The organism is Reyranella sp. (assembly GCF_004296935.1).
GTDB lineage: Bacteria > Pseudomonadota > Alphaproteobacteria > Reyranellales > Reyranellaceae > Reyranella.
In genome coordinates, this window is record NZ_SCVH01000043.1 from 19533 (window position 1) to 41350 (window position 21818).

Here is a 21818-nt window from a genome sequence, read left to right on the forward strand (position 1 = left end):
TCACTCCGCCGGTTGACGAGAAGCCGGTAACGGCCGGCGGCGGCGCACGACCTGGTAGCCGCGACGGCCGAGGTACCACACCGGTGCCGACCAGATGTGCACCAGGCGGCTGAACGGGAAGACCAGGAACAGGGTCATGCCCAGCACGAGGTGCGTCAGGTAGGGCCAGGCAAGTCCCTGCAAGGTCGTCGCATCGACCGGGTGCAGGATGACGATGCCCTGCGCCCAGTGCGACAGGATCAGCATCACCGACCCATCCGAATGCGCGAAGGAGAACGGCAGTGTGGCGAGGCCGAGGCAGAGCTGGAGCCAGAGGATCGCCAGGATCGCGATATCCATCACCGAGCTGTTGGTGCGGATGCGGACATCGAACAGGCGACGGTGCAGCAGCATCGTGAGACCGACGAAACAGACGACCCCGGCAATGCCACCGGCGGCAACGGCAATCAGCTGCTTCTGCTCGACGGTGATGACGAGTGTGTAGAGCCAGGTTGGCGTCAGCAGGCCGACGGTGTGGCCCAGCAGCAGGAACAGGATGCCGACATGGAACAGGTTGGAACCCCAGCGAAGCTGACGCTTGCGCAGGATCTGGCTGGAGCTGGCGCGCCAGGTGTATTGCTCGCGGTCGAAGCGGACCAGGCTGCCGAGCAGGAAGATCGTCAGGCAAATGTAGGGATACCAGACGAACAGCAGGTGGAAGATGTAATCCCTCATGACCGGACTCCCGTGCTGGACGGCGAGGTGGGGCGGCGCCCGGCCGACCTCGCGTGCGCGAGCGGCGGGGCGACGCCGTCGGCCGGCCGCATGGCGGCGCGCAGACGGGTCGAGAGCCCCTCGACGCCGCATGCGCCTTTGGCGTCGGCGGAACCGGGACCGAAGGTCACTTCCTCCTCTTCCCACGCCGCATCCAGCGCCTCGAGATCGTCGGGTTCGGGATCGGGTTCGGCGCGCAGGACTGCGAGAGCCTTGTCATCGAGCCTGGCCTTCGAGATCGCCAGCAGCGCCGACATCACGGCGGCGTAGGGCGAACTCCGCTTCGCCAGGCGCTCCTTCAGGGCCGCGATCACGTTAGCCGGCTGGCCGATGAGTTCGACCGCCGCCTGCGGCGGGCGCGTGGAAGCATATTCCAGGAACAGCGGCAGGAAGTCGGGCAGCTCGGTCGCGGTCGGCGTGTAGCCACTCTCTTCGTAGAGCTTGAGCAGGTCGACCATGGCCTGACCGCGGTCGCGGCTCTCGCCGTGGACATGCTCGAAGAGGTGCAGCGACAGCGAACGCGTGCGATCGAACAGCAGGCCGTAGCGCTCCTGCAGGTCGTAGAGATCGCCGCCGGCAAGATCGTCGATCAGGCGATGCAACTCGGCGCGTTGGGTGGCCGGCAAGACAGTGTCGCCATCGATCACATGGCGGATTTCGTCGGCCGCCGCGATGAGGTCGGCGGACGGATAGGAAAGCAGTGCGGCCAAGGCCCTGAGCGTCTTCATCACACGACCTCCATCGGATTCTTGCTGCGCAGCTTGCCGCCGGAGAACAGATTGCCGCCGTCGTCGCCGGACGAGCAGCCGTTGCCGAAACTGAAGCCGCAGGCGCCACGGAGCTGATAGGCATCCTCGGCGGTCTCTCGATGCGCCGTCGGGATCACGAAGCGGTCCTCGTAGTTGGCGATCGCCATGATCTGGTACATGTCCTCGATCTGCTGCGGGCTCAGCCCGACGCGCGCCGCGACCGCGCCATCGATCACGCCATCGACCGTCTTGGCGCGCATGTAGGCGCGCATGGCGAGCATGCGCTCCAGGCCGCGCGCCACCGGGCCCTCGTCGCCTGCCGTCAAAAGATTGGCGAGATAGCGCAGCGGAATGCGCAATGAACGGACGTCGGGCATGCCGCCGTCGATGCCCATCTTGCCGGCCTCGGCCGCCGCCTGGATCGGCGACAGCGGCGGCACGTACCAGACCATCGGCAGCGTGCGGTACTCGGGATGCAGCGGGAACGCGACCTTCCATTCCATCGCCATCTTCCACACCGGCGAGCGGCGGGCGGCCTCCAGCCAGGCATCGGGCACGCCGTCGCGGCGCGCCTGGGCGATCACCGTCTCGTCGTTGGGATCGAGGAAGATGCCCATCTGCGCGTCGTAGAGCTTCTTGTCGTCGGCGACGCTGGCGGCCTGCTCGATGCGATCGGCATCGTAGAGCATCACGCCGAGGTAGCGGATGCGGCCGACGCAGGTCTCGGAGCAGACCGTCGGCTGGCCCGCCTCGATGCGCGGATAGCAGAAGGTGCACTTCTCCGATTTGCCCGACGACCAGTTGAAATAGATCTTCTTGTAGGGGCAGCCGGACACGCACATGCGCCAGCCGCGGCACTTGTCCTGGTCGATCAGGACGATGCCGTCCTCCTCGCGCTTGTAGATGGCGCCCGACGGGCAGGCCGCGACGCAGGCCGGGTTGAGGCAATGCTCGCACAGCCGCGGCAGGTACATCATGAAGGTGTTCTCGAACTGGCCGTACATCTCCTTCTGCACGCCCTCGAAATTGCTATCGACGGAGCGCTTGGCGAATTCACCGCCCAGGATCTCCTCCCAATTGGGGCCCCACTCGATCTTCTCCATGCGCTTGCCGGTGATCAGCGAGCGCGGTCGCGCGGTCGGGAAAGCCTCGAGCTCGGGCGCCTTCTGCAGGTGCTCATAGTCGAAGGTGAAGGGCTCGTAGTAGTCGTCGATCTCCGGCAGGTCGGGATTGGCGAAGATGTTGGCGAGGATGCGCCACTTAGAGCCGATCTTCGGTTGGATCTTTCCGTTGCGCTTGCGCGTCCAGCCGCCCTTCCAGCGCGTCTGGTTCTCCCAGTCCTTCGGATACCCGATGCCGGGCTTGGTCTCGACGTTGTTGAACCAGGCGTATTCCATGCCCTCGCGGTTGGTCCAGACGTTCTTGCAGGTGACGGAACAGGTATGGCACCCGATGCACTTGTCGAGGTTCAGCACCATCCCGATTTGAGCGCGGATCTTCATGATACTTCTCCCCTTCACTCGGCGGCGCGCAAGACAGGAACGGCGTCCTTGTGCGGGCGTTCGAGCCAGTCGACCTTGCCGAGCTTGCGTAGCACCACGAACTCGTCGCGGTTGGTGCCGATGGTGCCGTAGTAGTTGAAGCCGTAGGCCTGCTGGGCATAGCCGCCGATCATGTGCGTCGGCTTCATCACCGCGCGCGTGACCGAATTGTGGATTCCGCCACGATTGCCGGTCATTTCCGAGCCTGGCACGTTCACGATCTTCTCCTGCGCGTGATACATGAAGAGCGTGCCTTCCTTCATGCGCTGGGAGACGACGGCGCGGGCGACCAGCGCGCCGTTCACGTTGTAGGCCTCGACCCAGTCGTTATCGACGATACCCGCCCTGGCCGCGTCGGTTTCGCTCAGCCAGACGATCGGCCCGCCGCGCGACAGCGTCAGCATCATCAGATTGTCGGTGTAGGTGGAGTGGATGCCCCACTTCTGATGTGGCGTGATGAAGTTCAAAACGATCTGCTTCTCGCCGTTCGGGCGACTGTCGATCACGGGCTTGATCGCCCGCAAGTCGAGCGGCGGCCGGTAGACGCACAGGCCCTCGCCGAACGCCAGCATCCAGAGATGATCCTGGTAGAGCTGCTGGCGTCCGGTCAGCGTGCGCCACGGGATCAGTTCGTGGACGTTGGTGTAGCCGGCGTTGTAGCAGACCTTGTCGCTCTCCAGCCCCGACCAGGTCGGCGCCGAGATGATCTTGCGCGGCTGGGCCACGACATCGCGGAAGCGGATCTTCTCGTCTTCCTTGGGCAGCGCGAGATGGGTGTGGTCGCGGCCGGTCATCTTGGACAAGGCCGCCCACGAACGCACGGCCACCTCGCCGTTGGTCTCTGGCGCCAGCATCAACAGGGTTTCCGCGGCATCGATATCGCTCTCGATCCGCGCCAGTCCCTTGGTGGGGCCCTCGGCCGTGACGACTCCGTTCAGTTGCTTGAGAAGCTCGACTTCGTGTCCGGTCGGCCAGGCGATGCCCTTGATGCCGTTGCCGATCTTGTCCATCAGCGGTCCGAGCGAAGTGAAGCGCTTGTAGACGTTGGGATAGTCGCGCTCGACGACGGCGATGGCCGGCATGGTCTTGCCGGGGATCGGCTCGACCTCGCCACGCTTCCAGTCCTTGACGTCGAACGGTTGTGCGATCTCGCCCGGGCTGTCGTGCATGATCGGCGTCAGCACGACGTCCTTCTCGACGCCGAGGACTTCCGGTGCCACGCGCGAAAAAGCCTTGGCGATGGACTTGTAGATCTCCCAGTCGCTGCGCGCCTCCCAGACAGGATCCACCGCGGCCGTCAGCGGATGGATGAAGGGATGCATGTCGGAGGTGTTGAGATCGTTCTTCTCGTACCAGGTGGCGGTCGGCAGGACGATGTCGGAGTAGACGCAGGTCGTGGACATGCGGAAGTCGAGCGTCACCAGCAGGTCGAGCTTTCCCTGCGGGGCCTCCTCGTGCCACACGGCCTCCGCCGGCTTCGCCTTGCCCTCCTGCCCGAGATCCTTGCCCATGACACCGTGGGCGGTGCCGAGCAGGTGCTTCAGGAAGTACTCGTGGCCCTTGCCTGAGGAGCCGAGCAGGTTGGAGCGCCACACGAACATGTTGCGCGGCCAGTTCTTCGGACCGTCGGGATCCTCGCAGGAGAGCTTGAGTTCGCCGCTCTTGAGCTTCTGTACGACGTAGTCCTTGGCCTCCATGCCGGCGGCGGCGGCATCGCGCGCCACCTGCAGCGGGTTGGTCTCGAGCTGAGGTGCCGACGGCAGCCAGCCCATGCGCTCGGCCCGGATGTTGTAGTCGATGATCGCGCCGTCCCAGGCACCCGGGGGCGCGGTCGGCGAGACGATGTCGCCGACGTTGATCGTCTCGTAGCGCCACTGGTCGCTGTGCGCATAGAACGCCGACGTCGAGTTCTGCTGCCGCGGCGGGCGGCCCCAATCGAGGGCAAAGGCGAGCGGCGCCCAGCCGGCCTGCGGCCGGAGCTTTTCCTGACCGACATAGTGCGCCCAGCCGCCGCCCGACTGGCCGACACAGCCGCACATCGCCAGCATGTTGATCACACCGCGATAATTCATGTCGGCGTGGTACCAGTGGTTCATCGCCGCGCCGATGATGATCATCGAACGGCCATTGGTCTTCTCGGCGTTGGTCGCGAACTCGCGCGCCACCTGGATGATCTTGTCCCGCGAAACGCCGGTGATCTTCTCCGCCCAGGCCGGCGTGTAGGGGACGTCGTCGTCGAGCGATTTGGCGACGTTGGGCCCACCCAGCCCGGCGTCGACGCCATAGTTGGCGACGAACAGGTCGTGGACCGAAGCGACGAAGGTCTCGCCGTCGACCAGCTTCAGCGACTTGACGGGAACGCGCCGCTTGAGCACGCCGTCATGATCGGTCGAGGCGAAGTGCTCGTGCTTGATGTTGCCGAAGTAGGGAAAGCCCACGTCGACCACTTCGTCGCGAACATCGGCGAGCGAGAGCCGAAGGGTGACGTCCTTGCCCGAGGATTCCTTGTTCTCGAGGTTCCACTTGCCGCTCTCGCCCCAGCGGAAGCCGATCGAGCCGCGCGGCGCCACGACGTTGCCCGAGGTCTCGTCGAAGGCGACGGTCTTCCATTCCGGATTGTTGGACTCGCCCAGCGACGCGTCGAAGTCGGACGCGCGCACGAAGCGATCGGGCACGTACATGCCGTCGCGCTTGGCGAGCCTCACCAGCATCGGCATGTCGGTGTACTGGCGGATATAGTCGCGGAAGTACTTGGCCTGCCGGTCGACGTGATATTCCTTCAGGATCACGTGGCCCATCGCCATGGCGAGCGCCGAGTCGGTGCCCTGCTTCACCGACAGCCAGATGTCGCCGAACTTCGACGCCTCGGAGTAGTCGGGGCAGATCACCGCGCTCTTCATGCCGCGATAGCGGGCCTCGGTGTAGAAGTGGGCGTCGGGCGTACGCGTCTGCGGGACGTTCGAGCCCCACAGGATGATGAAGCCCGCGTTGTACCAGTCGGCCGACTCAGGCACGTCGGTCTGCTCGCCCCAGGTCTGCGGCGAGGCCGGCGGCAGGTCGCAGTACCAATCGTAGAACGACATGCAGACGCCGCCGATCAGCGACAGGTAGCGCGAGCCCGCGGCATAGGAGACCATCGACATGGCGGGGATCGGCGAGAAGCCGAAGACGCGGTCCGGCCCGTAGGTCTTGGCGGTATAGGCATTGGCTGCGGCCACGATCTCGGTCGCCTCGTCCCAGCCGACGCGCACGAAGCCGCCGTGCCCGCGCTTGCTGGTGTAGGCTTTGCGCTTCTCCGGGTTCTCGACGATCGACGCCCAGGCCGCGACCGGCGTCAGGGTGGCGCGTGCCTCGCGCCACAGCCTGAGCAGGCGCGAGCGGGCCAGCGGATACTTCACACGGTTGCCGGAATAGAGATACCAGCTGTAGCTCGCGCCGCGCGAGCAGCCGCGTGGCTCATGGTTCGGCAACTCGGGGCGCGTGCGGGGATAATCGGTCTGCTGCGTTTCCCAGGTGACGATCCCGCCCTTGACGTAGATCTTCCACGAGCACGAGCCCGTGCAGTTGGCGCCATGCGTCGAGCGCACGATCTTGTCGTGCTGCCAGCGCTTGCGATAGGCGTCCTCCCAACCGCGATTCTCTTCGGTGGTGATGCCGTGGCCATCGGCAAACGGCTCCCTGACCTTCTTGAAGAACGTCAGCCGATCGAGGAAATGCGACATGATGGATATCCTTCAGCGAGCAGGACTGATTGATGGCGCAGACACCGAGGCGCGACCGCGTTCGATGTCGAACAGCAGGCCGCCCCGGCGGGTGTAGAAGAACCAGGTGATGGCGATGCAGCTCAGGTAGAAGATCAGGAAGCCGTAGAGCGCGAACGACGCCCCGCCGGTCATCGCGATCGACGAACCGAAGCTCTTGGGAATGAAGAAGGCGCCATAGGCCGCGATCGCCGACGTGAAGCCGATGATCGCAGCCGATTCCTTGTCGGACTGCATACGGCGTGTATCCGCCGATGCGCCGGGCATCAGCCGATCCATGTCCTTGCGCATGATCGCGGGGATCATCTGGAAGGTCGACGCATTGCCCACGCCGCTGGCGAAGAACAGCAGCAGGAACATGGCGAAGAAGCCGGTGAAGTTCTTCTCGCCCAGGAAATGCACGACGCCGAGCGCGCCCAGAGCCATGACGACGAACACCCAGAAGGTGACCCGCCCCCCGCCCCAGCGGTCGGCGACCCAGCCGGTCAGCGAACGCGACAGCGCACCGACCAGCGGCCCGAGGAATGCGTACTGGAGCGCGTTGATCTCGGGGAACTGCGTCTTGGCGAGCAGCGGAAAGCCCGCCGAGTAGCCGATGAAGGAGCCGAAGGTGCCGGTATAAAGCCAGCACATGATCCAGTTGTGCCGGCGCTGGAAAATCACCGACTGTTCGGCGAAAGAGGCCTTGGCCGAGGCGATGTCGTTCATGCCGAACCAGGCGGCGAAAGCCGAGGCGGCGATGAACGGCACCCAGATGAAGCCGGCGTTCTGCAGCCACAGCTTGCCGCCGCCGGCGTCGGTCACTGGCTGCGGCGCGCCGCCCAGCCATCCGAACACACCGGCCGTGATCACCATCGGCACGACGAACTGCACGACGCTGACGCCCAGGTTGCCGAGGCCTGCGTTCAGCGCAAGGGCGTTGCCCTTCTCCGCCTTGGGGAAGAAGAAGGAGATGTTGGACATCGAGGAGGCGAAGTTGCCGCCGCCGAAGCCGCAGAGCAGCGCCAGGACCAGGAAGATCCAGTACGGCGTTGCCGGATTCTGTACGGCGTAGCCGACACCGACCGCCGGGATCATCAACGACCAGGTCGCCAGCGTCGTCCACAGCCGCCCGCCGAAGATCGGGACGGTGAAGGAGTAGAAGATGCGCAGCGTGGCGCCCGTGATTCCGGGCAACGACGCCAGCCAGAAAAGCTGGTCGGTGGTGTAACGGAAGCCGATCGACGGCAGCTTGGCCACCACCACCGACCACACCATCCAGACGGCGAACGACAGCAGCAACGCGGGAATCGAGATCGCGAGGTTGCGCCGCGCGATGCGCCGGCCCGTCTGCTCCCAGAAGGTCTTGTCCTCCGGGCGCCAATCCTCAAGGGTCTTGCCCGAGAGCTTGCCGACATGCTCCGGACCGTGGATTTCCCGCATTTCCGGAAGCTCAGGCAGCCTGTCCAGCGCCTCGCCCGCCGCCTCGCGCTCCATGGCGCGGATCGAAACATGCATCCAGACAAGCGAAATTGCAGCGACCAGGAACAAGAGCATGAAACAGCTCGTCCAGACGCCGGTCAGGTCATTCAGTGCACCGAAGGCGATCGGCAGCACGAAGCCGCCCAGACCACCGACCAGGCCGACGACACCGCCGACGGCGCCGACATGCTTGGGATAGTAGACGGGAATGTGCTTGTAGACCGCAGCCTTGCCCAGGCTCATGAAGAAGCCCAGCACGAAGGCGACGACGGTGAAGGGAATGAGACCCATCTCGAGTGTAAAGGAGATCGGTCCGGTGATGCCCTTCACGACATATTGGGTCGGCGGATAGGACATCACGAAGCAGGCCGCGACCGAGACGCCGAAGGTCCAGTACATCACCCGCCGGGCGCCGAACTTATCCGACAGAACGCCGCCGTAGATGCGGAACAGACTGGCCGGCACGGAGTAAGCCGCCCCGATCATGCCCGCGGTCGTGATGTCGAGACCGTAGACGCCGATCAGGTAGCGCGGCAGCCACAACGCCAGAGCCACGAAGCCGCCGAAGACGAAGAAGTAATAGAGCGAGAATCGCCAGACCTGGATGTTGCGCAGCGGCTCGAGCATGGCCGAAATCGGCTCCGGCTTGGTCCCTGCCTTGCGCCGCGCCGCGACCTGCGGGTCGTCCTTGGTGAAGAGCCAGAAGGCCAGCGCCATGATCACCAGGGCGATCGCCCAGATGTCGGCGACGGCTTTCCAGCCGTAGGCGACCATGATGAAGGGCGCCACGAACTTGGTGACGGCGGCGCCGACATTGCCAGCGCCGAAGATGCCCAGCGCGGTGCCCTGCTTGCCCGGCCCGTACCAACGGGACACGTAGGCGATGCCGACCGCGAACGAGCCACCGGCAATGCCGACGCCGAGTGCCGCCAACAGGAAGGTCGGATAGTCGTAAGCGAAGGTGAGCAGCCAGGTCGCCACCGCCGCGGCGAGCATGACGCCGACGTAGACGACGCGCCCGCCATACTGGTCGGCCCAGATACCGAGAATGAGGCGGATCAGCGAGCCGGTCAGGATCGGCGTTCCCACCAGCAGGCCGAACTGCGTGTCGGTGAGCCCGAGGTCCTTCTTGATCTGGATCCCGATGATGGAAAAGATCGTCCAGACCGCAAAACAGACGGTGAAGGCCAGCGTGCTCATGCCGAGCGCCATGCCCCGTCCTTCTGGACCCGCCTCCTGCACACTCATCGGTCGCTGCATCGGATGCTCCCCCGTTGCGCCGCTCGCTGGCACAGGTGAAACATCGGAGCAGTCCGCGTCGGGTTACTTGACGTGAATCAAGCCCGATACCGGCGGCGGCACTCTTCGGCTATTTGTTCTCTTTTACGAACAGGTATCGTTCACATTTGGTAACATCCGAGCGGACAAGGGATTGAGCCATATCAACGAAATTTAAGGTTGAATGGCGCAACGATGCCTTGAGTGGGAGGACACAACCACATCATGCGTACAACCGACATGCCGCTGATCCGTCGCTCGAGGTTGTTCGCTCAAGTGGGCGAGCCCGACCTCGCAGCGATGTTGACCGCCTGCTTTGTCCAGACGCTGCCCGACGGCGCGGTCCTCTGCCGGCAGGGCGAGAAAGCGGAATTTCTCCATGTCGTTCTGTCGGGCCGCGTTGGCCTGTTCGGAGAGGCCGCCCGCGACGAAGCGCTGGTCGAGTTCCTCGGACCGGGCGATGCCTTCATCGTTCCCGCGGTCGTGCTCGACGTGCCCTACCTGCTGACGGCACGGTTGCTGGATGAGGGGCGCATCCTGATGTGGCCGGCCGCGGCGTTCCGCGCCCAGGTGCGGGCCACCGGGCAACTGGCATATGGAGCCGTGCTTCTGTTGTCCGGCTACTGGCGAACCCTGATCGGCCAGATCAAGGACCTGAAACTGCTTTCGGCGATCGAACGTCTGTCGGCCTTCCTGTTGGCGCTGGCGCCGCGCGACACAGGGCCCGTCACCGTCACCCTCCCCGGCGGACGTCGGCTCGTGGCGGGCCGGTTGGGCATCACGCCGCAGAGCCTGTCGCGTGCCTTCGCGGCCCTGCGTCCCCTCGGCGTCAGCGGCGGCGGGCGCGAAGTCGTCATCGCCGATCCGGCACGTCTGCGCGAATTCGCGGGGGTCCGTGCCTTGAAGAACACGTAGAGACGGAAGCAGAGGACCGACCATGGCCGCGATCCCACGTCTAAAGCCTTACGCGGGCCCAGCGTTGCTGTCCTACGGCTTTCGTCCCTTCTTTCTCCTCGGTTCGATCTGGGCCGGCCTGGAAGTCCTGGCCTGGCTGCCGATGTTCTACGGCGAGCTGTCGGTGGCGACGGCCTTCTCGCCGCGCGATTGGCATGTCCACGAGCTGCTGTTCGGCTATGTGCCTGCCATCGTCGCGGGCTTCCTGCTGACGGCCATCCCCAATTGGACCGGGCGCCTGCCGCTGCAAGGGCCGCCACTGGCCGGGCTGGTGCTGGTCTGGCTTGCGGGCCGCTACGCCGTCACCCTGTCCGCCAACATCGGCTGGCTCGGCGCCGCCGCCGTGGATTGCGCCTTCCTGCTCCTCATGGCGGCCGCGGTAGCGCGCGAGATCGTAGCCGGCAAGAACTGGCAGAATCTCAAGATCGTAGCCCTCCTCGGCCTGCTGGCCGCCGGCAATCTGGGATTTCATCTGGAGGCACATTTCGAGGGTATCGCGCTCTACTCCTCGCGGCTCGGCATCGCGGCTGTACTCAGCCTGATCATGGTGGTCGGGGGTCGCATCATCCCCAGCTTCACACGGAACTGGCTGATGCGGCGCCAACCCGGCCGCCTGCCCGTCCCCTTCGATCGCTTCGATACCGCCTGCATAGTACTGAGCGGCATCGGCCTCGCTCTATGGGTCGTCATCCCGGAAGAGGCGCCGACCGGCGTGGCCTTGCTTGCCGCTGCCGTTCTCAATCTCGTCCGGCTTTGCCGTTGGGCAGGCCACCGTACCTTTGCCGACAGGCTCGTGCTGGTATTGCATGTTGGCTACGCCTTCGTGCCACTGGGCTTCCTGCTCGCAGGCCTATCCGCTTTCGACATCACGGCCCCAAGCGCCGGCATCCATGCCTGGACGGCTGGCGCAATCGGCATCATGACGCTCGCCGTCATGAGCCGCGCCAGCCTCGGCCACACCGGCCGTGCGCTCATCGCGTCGCCCGCCCTGCAGGCGGTCTACGCGGCGGCGCTGATCGCAGCGCTCGCACGCATTTGTGCCGTGTTGCATCCGGCATGGAGCGACGGGTTGCTGTATGTCGCGGCCTTTGCCTGGGCCGCGGCGTTCCTGGGTTTCGCTTCTCTCTATGCTCCGATCCTGTGCCTGACACGGCGGAAGGCGGCGGGCGCGCCGTCGTAGGACACTGTCCGGTTGGACGAAGGAAATGCGAGCCGCACGACAGCCACGGTCATGACGGGCGTTCGCTCTAGCTGTCGCCTCGGCCATTCCAAAGCGCCCGGCGGATCAGCGCCAGCGGAAGAAGAAGCACCACGGGCAGCAGCGGATAGGTGATCCATTGGTGGGCGAGCGCGCCCGCCACCACGCCGCCGAGATAGGCGATCCACAGTTGGCCGATCACGGCACCTTCGGCGGCTTCGGACTGGAGCGGCTTCGTCGACCCGGTGAAGCGGCCGAGAAAATCCTGCATCATCTTCTGAAGGTTCCCCGTGAGGAAGACGGTGTTCAGGCTTGCGCCGGCGAAACGCGTCATGGTGGCGTTCTGCAGCCCCATGGCAAAGGCGAGCACCGGCGCCGCGACGGGTGGCGCGATCAGCGCGGCCACGACGATCGCGACCGCCTCGATGCCGAGGATCGCCATCAGCGGGAGCCGGCGCCCCAGGATGGCGCTCGCGGCAACGCCCACCAGAAACGACGCGATGATGATGGCGCTCTGTGCGGCCGCGCCGAAGTCCCGTCCGGCGAGCGCGATGCCCAGCAGCACCGTGTTGCCGGTCATGGCGCCGGCGAAGGCGCCGAAAGTCAGGAACCCCACGGCATCGGCATAGCCCGCGACGATCACCAGGATAGAGGCCTGCCAGGTGGTGTTGTCCGACGAGGAATGGAGATTGGCCAAGAAGCGTTGCAAACCCTGATTTCTTGCCAGTTAAACAGGCCCATACTACGGTCGTCCACCCTTGGCCTGTTGTCCAGGAAACGAGAGTTGACGAGATGATCCGCTGCATTCGCCTGTGGACCGGCGACGACCAGAACTCGCATTTCCAGGAGGGCTGGATCGATCTCGGATCGGGCGTTCGCGGTGACTTGATGAGCGGCACCATGCCGGTCACCAGTGTGTCGTTTCAGGAGACGGTGCCGGGTGGCACCTTCGCCTGGCACACCGCGCCCGCCCGCCAGTTCGTCATCACGCTCTCCGGCACGCTCGACTTCCAGACCCGGTCCAGCCAGCATTTCATCCTCAAGCCCGGCACCGTGCTGCTGGCCGAGGACACGGCCGGCGGCGGACATTCCTGGAAGCTGGTCGATTCCCAGCCGTGGCGGCGTGTCTATGTCGTGCTGGCGCACGGGGCACATGTGCCCTTCAAGGCTTCAGAGGTGAATTCATGAGCAGCGACAAGGTCGACGTGGTGCTGGTCGGCGCCGGCATCATGAGCACCACCTTGGGTGTGTTCCTGAAGGAACTGCAGCCCCACCTCCGCCTCGAGATGATCGAACAGATGCCGGGCGAGGCGCAGGAAAGCTCGGCCGCCTGGAACAACGCCGGTACCGGCCACGCCGCCAACTGCGAGCTGAACTATACGCCGATGCGCGCCGACGGCAGCGTCGACATCGCCAAGGCGCTGGAGGTCAATGTCGAGTTCGACATGTCGCGCCAGTTCTGGTCGTACCTGATCAAGAAGGGCGCCATCGCCTCGCCCGACAACTTCATCCATCCCGTGCCGCACATGAGCTTCGTGATCGGCGCCGATCGCCAGGCCTTCCTCAAGAAGCGCCATGCCACGATGAGCGCCCATCACTGCTACCGCGGCATGGAATATTCCGAGGACCACGCCAGGATCGCGGAATGGGCGCCGCTGATCATGGAGGGACGGGATCCCAGTCAGCCGGTCGCGGCGACTCGCATCGTGAGCGGCGCCGACGTGAATTACGGCGCGCTCACCACCAACCTGCTGGATTATCTCAAGCGCCAGGAAAACTTCACCGTCCGTTTCTCCCAGACGGTGACCCATCTGCACCGCCTGACGGGTGGCGGCTGGCGCGTCGAGGTCAAGGACGAGGCCACCGGCGCGAAGCGGACGATCCTCACTCACTATGTCTTCCTGGGCGCGGGCGGCGCCGCGCTGACGCTGCTGCAGAAGTCGGGCATCCCCGAGGCCAAGGGCTTCGCGGGCTTCCCGGTGAGCGGCATCTGGCTGCGCTGCGGCAAACCCGAGGTGGCCGAGCGCCACGCCGCCAAGGTCTACGGCATGGCGGCCCAGGGCTCGCCGCCGATGTCGGTGCCCCATCTCGACACCCGAATCATCGACGGCAAGCGCTGGCTTCTGTTCGGCCCCTATGCCGGCTTCTCGACCAAGTTCCTGAAGCACGGCTCGCTGTTAGACCTGCCAATGTCGCTCCGGCCAGACAACCTGCTGCCGCTGCTGGCGGTGGCGCGGGACAACTTCCCGCTGGAGGAATATCTGGTCGGCCAGGTGTTGCAGAGCAACGGCCACCGCTTCAAGGCGCTGCGCGAGTTCTATCCCGACGTGAAGGAATCGGACTGGGAGTTCGACGTTGCCGGACAGCGGGTACAGATCATCAGGAAGGACACCGCCCACACCGGCAAGCTGGAGTTCGGCACCGAGATCGTGCACTCGGCCGACTCCTCGATCGTGGCGCTGCTCGGCGCCTCGCCCGGTGCCTCAACTGCGGTCTGGATCATGGTCCACATGCTGGAGAACTGCTTCCACAAGCAGCTCGTCGGCCACTGGGTCCCCAAGCTGAAGGAGATGATTCCCTCCTATGGTCACGACCTGAAGACAGACGCCGCTCTCACCGAGCGTGTCCGAGCCGAGACGGCGGAAGTTCTGGGATTGCACACCGTTTGACCGCCGTTCGGGAAACGCTCGACGTCCTCCTACGCTTCGGCGCGATGATGCTGCAGGCGGGCGACACCGCCTTTCGCGTGCGCGACTCCCTGAAGACGCTGGGCGACCGCCTCGGCGTCGACAGTCTCTCGGTCCAGATCGCGCTCGACGGAATGACCGCCACCGCACGGCGGGGCGACGAGCTGGTGACGATCACAAGAGAGATCGGCCCGCCCGGCATCAACGCCTGGCGCATCTCGGCCTTGGAGCAACTCGCCCGCGAGGGCAGAGCAGGGCTCACGGTCCGCACCCTCAGTGAAGAACTCGATGCCATCGAGGCAGCGGCGCCGCTCCGTTCGATCGCCACGGTGGCGATCGCGATCGGTCTCGCCTCGGGCGCCTTCTCCTTCCTGAACGGCGGCGACTCGCTCGGCACCGCCATGGCGGTCGTTGCCGGCGGCTCCGGCCAGGCGTTGCGCGCCCTGTTGTTCCGGCGTCGGCGCAATCAGTACGCCGTGACCGCTCTCTCCGCCGTCGTCACCGCAGGACTCTACTGCGCCGGAATCGCCAGCCTGGGCGCCACCGGCTTCGGGCCGGGCCACGCCGCTGGCTTCATCTTCTCCGTGCTGTTCCTGGTACCGGGCTTCCCGCTCGTGGCGGCACTGCTCGATATCGTCCAGCACCAGCCTGTGGCGGCAGTGAGCCGTCTCTTCTACGCAACCATGATCCTGCTGGCGGCGGCCATCGGCCTCTCCGCCGTGGCCGCCGTCGCGGGGTTGGCGGCCACCACGGCGCCACTCGCACCTTCCAGTGTCGACCCCGCCACGCTGGCATTGCGCGCGCTGGCAAGCCTGCTGGCCGGCTTCGGCTTCGCCGCGCTCTACAACAGCTCGACGCGCACCGTGCTCGCCGTCGGCATCCTGTCGCTATTCGGCAACGACCTGCGTCTCTTGCTGCACGATCTCGGCATGCCGCTGCCGCCCGCGACCTTCTTCGGCGCTCTGGCGGTCGGCCTGCTGGCCTCGCTGGCGGAGACACGCCTGCAGGAGCCGCGCATCACCTTGACGGTGCCCAGCATCATCATCATGACGCCCGGTCTTTATGCCTTCCAGACCATCGTCATGCTCAACCAGGGCGACGTGCTGACGGCCCTGCAGGCGGGCGCCAATTTCTGCTTCGTGGTCGGCGCCATGGCGATGGGCCTCGCCGCGGCGCGGTTCATGACCGAGCGGCGCTGGCTCGTCGAAAGTTAGCCCCTACTCGGTGGCCACGTACGGCCGCACCATCTTCGTCGGATCGACGACCTTGTCGAACTCGGCCTCGGTCACGAAGCCCAGTTTCAGGGCGGCTGCCTTCAGCGTCAGGTCGTTGTCCATGGCGTAGTGGGCGATCTTGGAAGCCTTGTCGTAGCCGATCACCGGCGCCAGCGCCGTTACCAGCATCAGCGAGCGGTCGACGTATTCCTTGATCTTCTTGAGGTTGGGCCTGGTGCCCTCGACCAGGAACTTGCGGAAGTTGGTGCAGCCGTCGGTCATCAAGGTGATCGAGTGGGTGATGTTGTAGATCATCAGCGGCTTGTAGGCGTTCATTTCCAGATAGCCGCCGGCGCCGCCCATGCCGACAGCCACATCGTTGGCCATCACCTGGACGGCCAGCATGGTGAGCGCCTCGCATTGGGTCGGATTGACCTTGCCCGGCATGATCGAGGAGCCGGGCTCGTTTTCCGGGATTTCCAGCTCGGCGAAGCCGGCGCGCGGCCCGCACGACATCAGGCGGATGTCGTTGGCGATCTTGTAGAGCGAGACCGCGAGCGTCCGCAGCGTCCCCGAGAGCTGGACCAGCGCGTCGTGCGCGCCCTGCACGGTGAACTTGTTGGGCGCCGTGATGAACGGCAGCTTCGTCAGCTTGGCGATCTCCGCCGCCGACGCTTCGGCAAAGCCCGGCGCCGCGTTGATGCCGGTACCGACGGCGGTCCCACCGAGTGCGAGATGGTAAACGCCCTTCAGCGCGTCCTGCAGCCGTTCGAGGTCGTCCGACAGTGCGCCGGCATAGCCCGACCATTCCTGGCCCAGGGTGATCGGCGTGGCGTCCTGCATGTGGGTGCGGCCGATCTTGACGATGTCGTCCCATGCCTTGGCCTTGGCAGCGATGGCATCGCGCAGCGCCGTCACCGACGGCACCAGGCGGCCCGTCACGTTCACCGCCGCGGCGATGTACATGGCGGCCGGAAAAGAATCGTTGGACGACTGGCTCATGTTGACGTGGTCGTTGGGATGAACCGGCTTCTTGCTGCCGAGCGGCGTGCCCGCGAGCTGGCAGCAGCGGTTCGACATCACCTCGTTCACGTTCATGTTGAATTGCGTGCCGCTGCCGGTCATCCAGACGTGCAGCGGGAACATGTCATGGTGCTGGCCGGCCAGGATCTCGTCGCAGACCTGCACGATCAGCTTGTGCGCCGTGTCGTCGAGCCGCTTGCCGTCATGATTGGCGTTGGCCGCGGCTTTCTTCAGGATCGCATAGGCCGTGATCATCTCGCGCGGGATCAGGTCCTTGCCGATGCTGAAATGCTCGAGCGAGCGCTGGGTCTGGGCGCCCCACAGCTTGTCGGCCGGAACGCTCACCTCGCCCAGGCTGTCAGTTTCCTTGCGAACGTCTGCCACAGGGCACCTCTTTCGTTTCCGGCGGCGACACTAGCACGCTGCTAGTCGTCCGCCCGCTTGCTGCGCAGCGACTTGATCGCGCCGTGGTGCTTCTTGTCGTCGACACGGCGGCGCTTGGCGGCCTTGCTGACCCGCGTCTTCTTGCGTGGAGTCGGCGGCCGGGCGGCTTCGCGGATCAGGGCGACCAGGCGGTCGAGCGCCTCCTCGCGGTTGCGCTTCTGGCTGCGCTGGCCCTGCGCCACCAGCACGATCACGCCATCGCGCGTCAAGCGGCGCCCAGCTAGGCGTTCCAGCCTGTGGCGCACGTCGTCGGTCAGCGACGGCGAATGGCGCACGTCGAAGCGGAGCTGCACTGCGGTCGAGGTCGTGTTGACGTGCTGTCCGCCGGGGCCCGTCGCCCGCACGAAGCTCTCCTCGATCTCGGCGGGATCGAGGGTCAGCGCCCCCGTGACCCAGATCGGTGCGGCTTTGGCCGCGGCCATTACTTGCGCCCGCGGGTTTCCTGGTAGCGCACCTCGATGCGATCCCAGATCTGGGCCTCCAGCGACACGCCGTCGAAGCGGTTGATCTGCTGCAGGCCGGTCGGCGAGGTGACGTTGATTTCTGTGAGGTAATCGCCGATCACGTCGATGCCGACGAAGAGCAGCCCGAGCCGGGCGAGCTCGGGGCCGATGATCTCGCACAGCTCGATGTCGCGCCTGGTGAGGGAGGCCTTAACGGCGACGCCGCCGACATGCATGTTGGAGCGCGCCTCGCCTTGGGCCGGCACGCGGTCGATCGCGCCCACCGCCTTGCCGTCGATCAGGATGATGCGCTTGTCGCCCTTGCGGACCTCGGGAAGGTAGCGCTGGGCGATCACCGGTTCGCGGCTGCGCTGCGAGAACATCTCCAGCAGCGAGGCGAAGTTCTCGTCGTCGGGCCGCACGCGGAACACGCCGGCGCCGCCGTTGCCGAACAGCGGCTTCAGGATGATGTCCTTGTGCTCGTCGCGGAATTCCCTGAGCGCGCGGGCGTCGGCGGTGATCAGTGTCGGCGGCATCACATTGTCGAAATGCGTGACGAACAGCTTCTCCGGCGCATTGCGCACGCTGGCAGGATCGTTGACCACCAGCGTCTTGGGATGGATGTGCTCCAGGACGTGCGTCGTGGTGATGTAGGACATGTCGAACGGCGGATCCTGGCGCAGCAGCACGACATCGACCTTCGCGAGGTCGAGCATCTCCGCCGCGCCCAGGGTGAAGTGATTGCCCTTCTCGCGCCGGAGCTTCATCGGCTGGGCCCGTGCCAGCACCTTGCGGTCGCGGAAGATCAGGTCGGTCGGCGTGTAGTGCCACAGTGCATAGCCGCGCCGTTCGGCCTCGAGGCCCAGGACGAACGTCGAATCGCCGTCGATGTCGATGGTCGACACATGGTCCATCTGGATGGCGACGCTGAGCTTCATTCTTTCATCCTCTCGTGACCCGTCAGTTAAGCCCGCGGCGCAGTTCCTGCAACAGGGCGGTGGCGCGCTGGCGCAGCCCGGCATCGCCCTGGCTGCCGACAACCGCGAGAAACCGCTCGAAGGCGGCGATCGCGGCCCGCCGCTTGTCCAGCCGGCTGTTGAGCTGCCCCGCCTCGAACAGCAGCTCGGGCCGGTCGGGCGCGATCGCCAGCATGCGGTCGAGCGACTGGGCGGCACCCGCCCAGTCCTCGCGTTTGACGAGCCGGAGCCGGACATTGTTCTCCAGCCGCAGCAGGACATCGCGATCGAACACCGGATCGAAATGTTCGGGCGCGAGCTCGGCGGTCGGGCCCAACACCTGGCGCAGCAGCTCGCGCAGGTCGGCTGCATCAAGCACGCAGCCGTCATGGAAGGGATCGATCACATGCCGTGCGCCGTCGATTTCGACGCGGATCAGGAAGTGGCCGGGAAACGCCAGGCCTTCGGCATGCCAGCCCTGGGCGCGGGCGACATGGAGATAGAGGATCGACAGCGCCACCGGCAGGCCCTTGCGGCGCTCGATCACGCGCGCGAGGTCGGCATTCTGCAGGTCGTCGTAGGTCTCGCTGTCGCCGCGGTAGGCGTAGGACTGGGCGATCACCTCGGCCAGCGATTCCGGCGTGGCGCCGCGCCGGCGCACCAGGTCGGCCACGGCGGCGGACATGGCCGCCACGTGCTGGCGGAGCGGCGGAAGATCGAGGGCATCGTCGTTCCTGAGGACGCTCAAGGCCAGGGCCGCTTCGAGAAGATCGAGACGCTCGCCGTCGCCGGCGCAGAGATCGCGCAGGCGGGCAAGGTTCTTGGCGGTTTCCAACTCTACGCTCGACACAGGCTACTCCGGGGCGCGCCAGACGTCGGGCAGGTGCCGCGGCCAAAAGCTGCTGACCAGCACGGCGTCGAAGCGCACCGAGCAGGCGGCATGGCGCGGATGGCGGGCGAGGAACAGGCTGGCGGCGCGCGACACGCGGCCGAACTGGCGATTGCCCAGCGCATCGACCGCCGTCAGGAGATCGCCGCGCGCCTTGACCTCGACGAACACCAGCAGGTCGCCGCGCCGCGCGACGATGTCGATCTCGCCCAGCCGGGTCTTGTAGCGCCGGGCCAGGATCGAGAAGCCGGCCAGGCGCAGCCGCCACACGGCGCGCCATTCGGCGGCGTGGCCGAGGCGCTGCGCTCTTTGCCGGGCCGCCGTGGTCACGACGCCGCCTCGCGTTTCAGCTCGAGCGCCCGGGCATAGACGTCGCGGCGTTTCAGGCCAAAGCGCGCCGCCACCTCCGACGCCGCATCCTTGACCGAGGCGCCGGCCATGGCCGTGCGCAGGGCCTGGTCGAGCGCGGCACCATCGGGCGCCTGGTCCTCGCCGGGCGGGCCGATCACGATCACGATCTCGCCCTTCACGTCGGGATGGGCGGCGTAGTGGGCGGCAAGCTCGGTGAGCGGCGCCCGGCGGACCTCCTCGAACAGCTTGGTGAGCTCGCGGGCGACGGCGGCGGGGCGCGGGCCCAGAAGATCGGCGAGATCGACCAGCGATTCCGGCAGACGGTGCGGCGCCTCGAAGAACACCAGGGTTGCCGGCACGCCGGCCGCCGCCCCGATGGCGCGCCGGCGGTCGCCGTCGCGGGCGGGCAAAAAGCCGCCGAAATAGAAGCGGTCGGTCGGCAGGCCCGACAGCGCCAGCGCCATCGGCACCGCCGAGGGGCCGGGCGCCGAGGTGACGGCATGGCCGCCGGCGATCGCCGCCTGGACGAGGCGGTAGCCCGGATCGGAGATCAGCGGCATGCCGGCGTCGGACACCAGCGCCACCCGCTTGCCTGCCGCCAGCGCGCGCACGATGCGCGGCTCGGCCAGGTCCTGCGTGGCATCGCTGTAGGCCACGGTGGGGACCGAAATGCCGTAATGGCTGGCCAGCTTGGCAAACACGCGGGTGTCCTCGCAGGCGACGAGATCGGCGGCCCGCAACACGTCGAGGGCACGCAAGGTTATGTCACCAAGATTGCCGATCGGTGTGGCGACAATGTGCAGCCCCGGCGCGAGCGGCGGTTTACGCCGGCCCTCCCCCCCGGTAGCTTGGCTGTCGCTCGCTTGGGACTGTTCTTCCACGTCCATCTGAATCCGTTCGCCGGAGTATGTCGTTGATGCGCCCAATCTCGCGCCAGTCCTTTTTCGCGCTCGTGGCCACCCTGTTGTTCGCGGGTGCCTGCAGCGATGCGCCCCAGACTAGCACGCCGGCCAAGCCGGCCACGACCCCGACGGGCTCGCCCGTCTCGGCCTCGGGCAAGGCCCGCATCGCGCTCCTGCTGCCGCTCAGCGGCAACGCCGCGCCGATCGGCCAGTCGATGCAGCAGGCCGCCGAAATGGCCCTGTTCGACAGCGGCGCCAAGGAACTGGCCCTCTCCGCCTACGACAGCGGCGACACCACGGAAGCCGCGGTCGAAGCCTATCGCAAGGCGCGCGCCGGCGGCGCCGCCCTGGCGCTGGGCCCGCTGTTCGGCACCTCGGCCACCGCGCTGGCGCCGCTCGTGGCCCAGGGCGGCCCAACGGGTGGTATCAATGTCGTGTCCTTCTCCAACGACGAATCGGCCGCCCAGCGCGGCGTCTGGGTGATGGGCATCGCCGCCCCGCCGCAGGTCCGCCGCGTCGTCGACCATGCGATCGACGCCGGCATCAAACGCTTCGCCACCTTCGCGCCGCAGACGCCCTACGGCGAGCAGATGGCGCGCACCCTGGAAAGCCATGTCGCCGTGCGCGGCGGCACCGTGGTGGCGGCCGAGCTCTACGACCCCAACAGCTACGATCTCATGCCGGCGGCCCGCCGGCTCTCCGCCGAGGCCCAGTCCAAGGGCGGCGTCGGCAAGCTCGCCATTCTCGTCCCCGTGGCGCCGCCGCGCCTGTCGGCCGTGCTCGCCTCGCTGACCGCCGCCGGCATCGACAAGGACCAGGTGCAATTCATCGGTACCGGCGTCTGGGACATCAACGGCATCGGCGCCGACACCATGCTGCGCGGCGCCTGGTATGCCGCCCCCGATCCGGCGCGGCGCGCCGACTTCGAGCGCCGCTTCACCGCGACCTACGGCCGGCCGCCGCATCGCCTGGCCACGCTCGCCTACGACGGCGTTGGCCTCGCCGGCCACCTCGCGCGGCTGAAGCCGGGCGGCGATTTCTCGGCCGAGGCCATCACCAATCCCACCGGCTGGTCCGGCGTCGACGGCATCTTCCGCTTCCTGCCCGACGGCCGTTCCGAACGGGCGCTGGCGGTGATCGAGATCCAGGCCGCGCGCAACGTCGTGGTCAGCCCCGCCCCCGGCACCTTTGCGGCGCGCCCGGTGAACTGACGA

At 66.4% G+C, this 21818-nt stretch carries 18 protein-coding genes; 6 read left to right on the top strand and 12 right to left on the bottom strand.

Translation table 11 applies throughout. The annotated features are described in order from the left end of the window. From narI to EPO55_RS05695, 5 genes are read right to left on the bottom strand one after another with little or no spacing between them, the layout of a single operon-like run. Positions 1 to 714, bottom strand: a complete 714-nt coding sequence (gene narI / locus EPO55_RS05675) for a respiratory nitrate reductase subunit gamma (protein ID WP_296335536.1) — start codon at positions 712 to 714, stop codon at positions 1 to 3. Further along, entirely contained in the window at positions 711 to 1481 is a 771-nt protein-coding gene (narJ, locus tag EPO55_RS05680; protein WP_296335537.1) for a nitrate reductase molybdenum cofactor assembly chaperone, read from the bottom strand. The genes narI and narJ overlap by 4 nt, the downstream gene beginning before the upstream one ends. Then, positions 1481 to 3004, bottom strand: a complete 1524-nt coding sequence (gene narH / locus EPO55_RS05685) for a nitrate reductase subunit beta (protein WP_296335538.1) — start codon at positions 3002 to 3004, stop codon at positions 1481 to 1483. Before narH ends, narJ begins: the two co-directional genes overlap by 1 nt. Positions 3005 to 3018: 14 nt before the next feature. Continuing rightward, on the bottom strand, positions 3019 to 6765 hold the full coding sequence (locus EPO55_RS05690) for a nitrate reductase subunit alpha (RefSeq protein WP_296335539.1): 3747 nt from the start codon (positions 6763 to 6765) through the stop codon (positions 3019 to 3021). A gap of 12 nt (positions 6766 to 6777) precedes the next feature. Beyond that, positions 6778 to 9525: an MFS transporter gene (locus EPO55_RS05695; RefSeq protein ID WP_296335540.1), complete on the bottom strand. Its 2748-nt coding sequence runs from the start codon at positions 9523 to 9525 to the stop codon at positions 6778 to 6780. 243 nt (positions 9526 to 9768) lie between these two features. On the opposite strand from EPO55_RS05695, the gene EPO55_RS05700 reads away from it, so the two are divergent. Both EPO55_RS05700 and EPO55_RS05705 read left to right on the top strand, forming a co-directional pair. Beyond that, positions 9769 to 10458, top strand: a complete 690-nt coding sequence (locus tag EPO55_RS05700; RefSeq protein ID WP_296335541.1) for a cyclic nucleotide-binding domain-containing protein — start codon at positions 9769 to 9771, stop codon at positions 10456 to 10458. 22 nt (positions 10459 to 10480) lie between these two features. Then, positions 10481 to 11677 carry an NnrS family protein gene (locus tag EPO55_RS05705; RefSeq protein WP_296335543.1) on the top strand — a complete coding sequence of 399 codons (1197 nt, stop codon included), beginning with the start codon at positions 10481 to 10483 and terminating at the stop codon, positions 11675 to 11677. 67 nt (positions 11678 to 11744) lie between these two features. On the opposite strand, the gene EPO55_RS05710 is transcribed toward EPO55_RS05705, so the two are convergent. Further along, the gene (locus EPO55_RS05710; protein WP_296335544.1) at positions 11745 to 12404 is read right to left on the bottom strand and encodes a YoaK family protein; all 660 of its coding nucleotides are present in this window, start codon (positions 12402 to 12404) and stop codon (positions 11745 to 11747) included. 83 nt (positions 12405 to 12487) lie between these two features. Here EPO55_RS05710 and EPO55_RS05715 point away from each other — a divergent pair, with 83 nt between their 5' ends. Genes EPO55_RS05715 through EPO55_RS05725 form a run of 3 tightly spaced genes read left to right on the top strand, consistent with a single transcriptional unit; the run spans position 12488 to position 15596 of the window. Beyond that, entirely contained in the window at positions 12488 to 12883 is a 396-nt protein-coding gene (locus tag EPO55_RS05715) for a hypothetical protein (protein ID WP_296335545.1), read from the top strand. After that, a complete protein-coding gene (mqo, locus tag EPO55_RS05720; protein ID WP_296335547.1) occupies positions 12880 to 14364 on the top strand; it encodes a malate dehydrogenase (quinone) in 1485 nt (494 codons plus the stop codon). Before EPO55_RS05715 ends, mqo begins: the two co-directional genes overlap by 4 nt. Next, positions 14361 to 15596: a threonine/serine exporter family protein gene (locus tag EPO55_RS05725; RefSeq protein WP_296335548.1), complete on the top strand. Its 1236-nt coding sequence runs from the start codon at positions 14361 to 14363 to the stop codon at positions 15594 to 15596. The genes mqo and EPO55_RS05725 overlap by 4 nt, the downstream gene beginning before the upstream one ends. 3 nt (positions 15597 to 15599) lie before the next feature. Here EPO55_RS05725 and fumC read toward each other — a convergent pair whose 3' ends face one another. From fumC to rsmI, 6 genes are read right to left on the bottom strand one after another with little or no spacing between them, the layout of a single operon-like run. Further along, positions 15600 to 17003: a class II fumarate hydratase gene (gene fumC, locus EPO55_RS05730; protein ID WP_296335549.1), complete on the bottom strand. Its 1404-nt coding sequence runs from the start codon at positions 17001 to 17003 to the stop codon at positions 15600 to 15602. A 41-nt stretch (positions 17004 to 17044) separates the two neighbouring features. Beyond that, the gene (arfB, locus tag EPO55_RS05735) at positions 17045 to 17485 is read right to left on the bottom strand and encodes an alternative ribosome rescue aminoacyl-tRNA hydrolase ArfB (RefSeq protein ID WP_296335550.1); all 441 of its coding nucleotides are present in this window, start codon (positions 17483 to 17485) and stop codon (positions 17045 to 17047) included. Then, positions 17485 to 18444, bottom strand: coding sequence for a glutathione synthase (gene gshB, locus EPO55_RS05740; RefSeq protein WP_296335551.1), 960 nt, complete (start codon positions 18442 to 18444; stop codon positions 17485 to 17487). Before gshB ends, arfB begins: the two co-directional genes overlap by 1 nt. Before the next feature lie 22 nt (positions 18445 to 18466). Continuing rightward, the gene (locus EPO55_RS05745; protein WP_296335552.1) at positions 18467 to 19312 is read right to left on the bottom strand and encodes a transglutaminase-like domain-containing protein; all 846 of its coding nucleotides are present in this window, start codon (positions 19310 to 19312) and stop codon (positions 18467 to 18469) included. Positions 19313 to 19315: 3 nt separating this feature from the next. Next, on the bottom strand, positions 19316 to 19681 hold the full coding sequence (locus EPO55_RS05750) for a YraN family protein (protein ID WP_296335553.1): 366 nt from the start codon (positions 19679 to 19681) through the stop codon (positions 19316 to 19318). Then, the gene (rsmI, locus tag EPO55_RS05755) at positions 19678 to 20589 is read right to left on the bottom strand and encodes a 16S rRNA (cytidine(1402)-2'-O)-methyltransferase (RefSeq protein ID WP_296335554.1); all 912 of its coding nucleotides are present in this window, start codon (positions 20587 to 20589) and stop codon (positions 19678 to 19680) included. Before rsmI ends, EPO55_RS05750 begins: the two co-directional genes overlap by 4 nt. Positions 20590 to 20618: 29 nt before the next feature. On the opposite strand from rsmI, the gene EPO55_RS05760 reads away from it, so the two are divergent. Further along, complete coding sequence (locus EPO55_RS05760) at positions 20619 to 21815, top strand: penicillin-binding protein activator (RefSeq protein WP_296335556.1); 1197 nt, start codon at positions 20619 to 20621, stop codon at positions 21813 to 21815. Positions 21816 to 21818 lie beyond the last annotated feature (3 nt).

Coding starts and splice junctions, on each gene's coding strand:
- narI (WP_296335536.1), bottom strand. CDS start 714: ATGAGGGATTACATCTTCCACCTGCTGTTCGTCTGGTATCCCTACATT.
- narJ (WP_296335537.1), bottom strand. CDS start 1,481: ATGAAGACGCTCAGGGCCTTGGCCGCACTGCTTTCCTATCCGTCCGCC.
- narH (WP_296335538.1), bottom strand. CDS start 3,004: ATGAAGATCCGCGCTCAAATCGGGATGGTGCTGAACCTCGACAAGTGC.
- EPO55_RS05690 (WP_296335539.1), bottom strand. CDS start 6,765: ATGTCGCATTTCCTCGATCGGCTGACGTTCTTCAAGAAGGTCAGGGAG.
- EPO55_RS05695 (WP_296335540.1), bottom strand. CDS start 9,525: ATGCAGCGACCGATGAGTGTGCAGGAGGCGGGTCCAGAAGGACGGGGC.
- EPO55_RS05700 (WP_296335541.1), top strand. CDS start 9,769: ATGCGTACAACCGACATGCCGCTGATCCGTCGCTCGAGGTTGTTCGCT.
- EPO55_RS05705 (WP_296335543.1), top strand. CDS start 10,481: ATGGCCGCGATCCCACGTCTAAAGCCTTACGCGGGCCCAGCGTTGCTG.
- EPO55_RS05715 (WP_296335545.1), top strand. CDS start 12,488: ATGATCCGCTGCATTCGCCTGTGGACCGGCGACGACCAGAACTCGCAT.
- mqo (WP_296335547.1), top strand. CDS start 12,880: ATGAGCAGCGACAAGGTCGACGTGGTGCTGGTCGGCGCCGGCATCATG.
- arfB (WP_296335550.1), bottom strand. CDS start 17,485: ATGGCCGCGGCCAAAGCCGCACCGATCTGGGTCACGGGGGCGCTGACC.
- gshB (WP_296335551.1), bottom strand. CDS start 18,444: ATGAAGCTCAGCGTCGCCATCCAGATGGACCATGTGTCGACCATCGAC.
- rsmI (WP_296335554.1), bottom strand. CDS start 20,589: ATGGACGTGGAAGAACAGTCCCAAGCGAGCGACAGCCAAGCTACCGGG.
- EPO55_RS05760 (WP_296335556.1), top strand. CDS start 20,619: ATGCGCCCAATCTCGCGCCAGTCCTTTTTCGCGCTCGTGGCCACCCTG.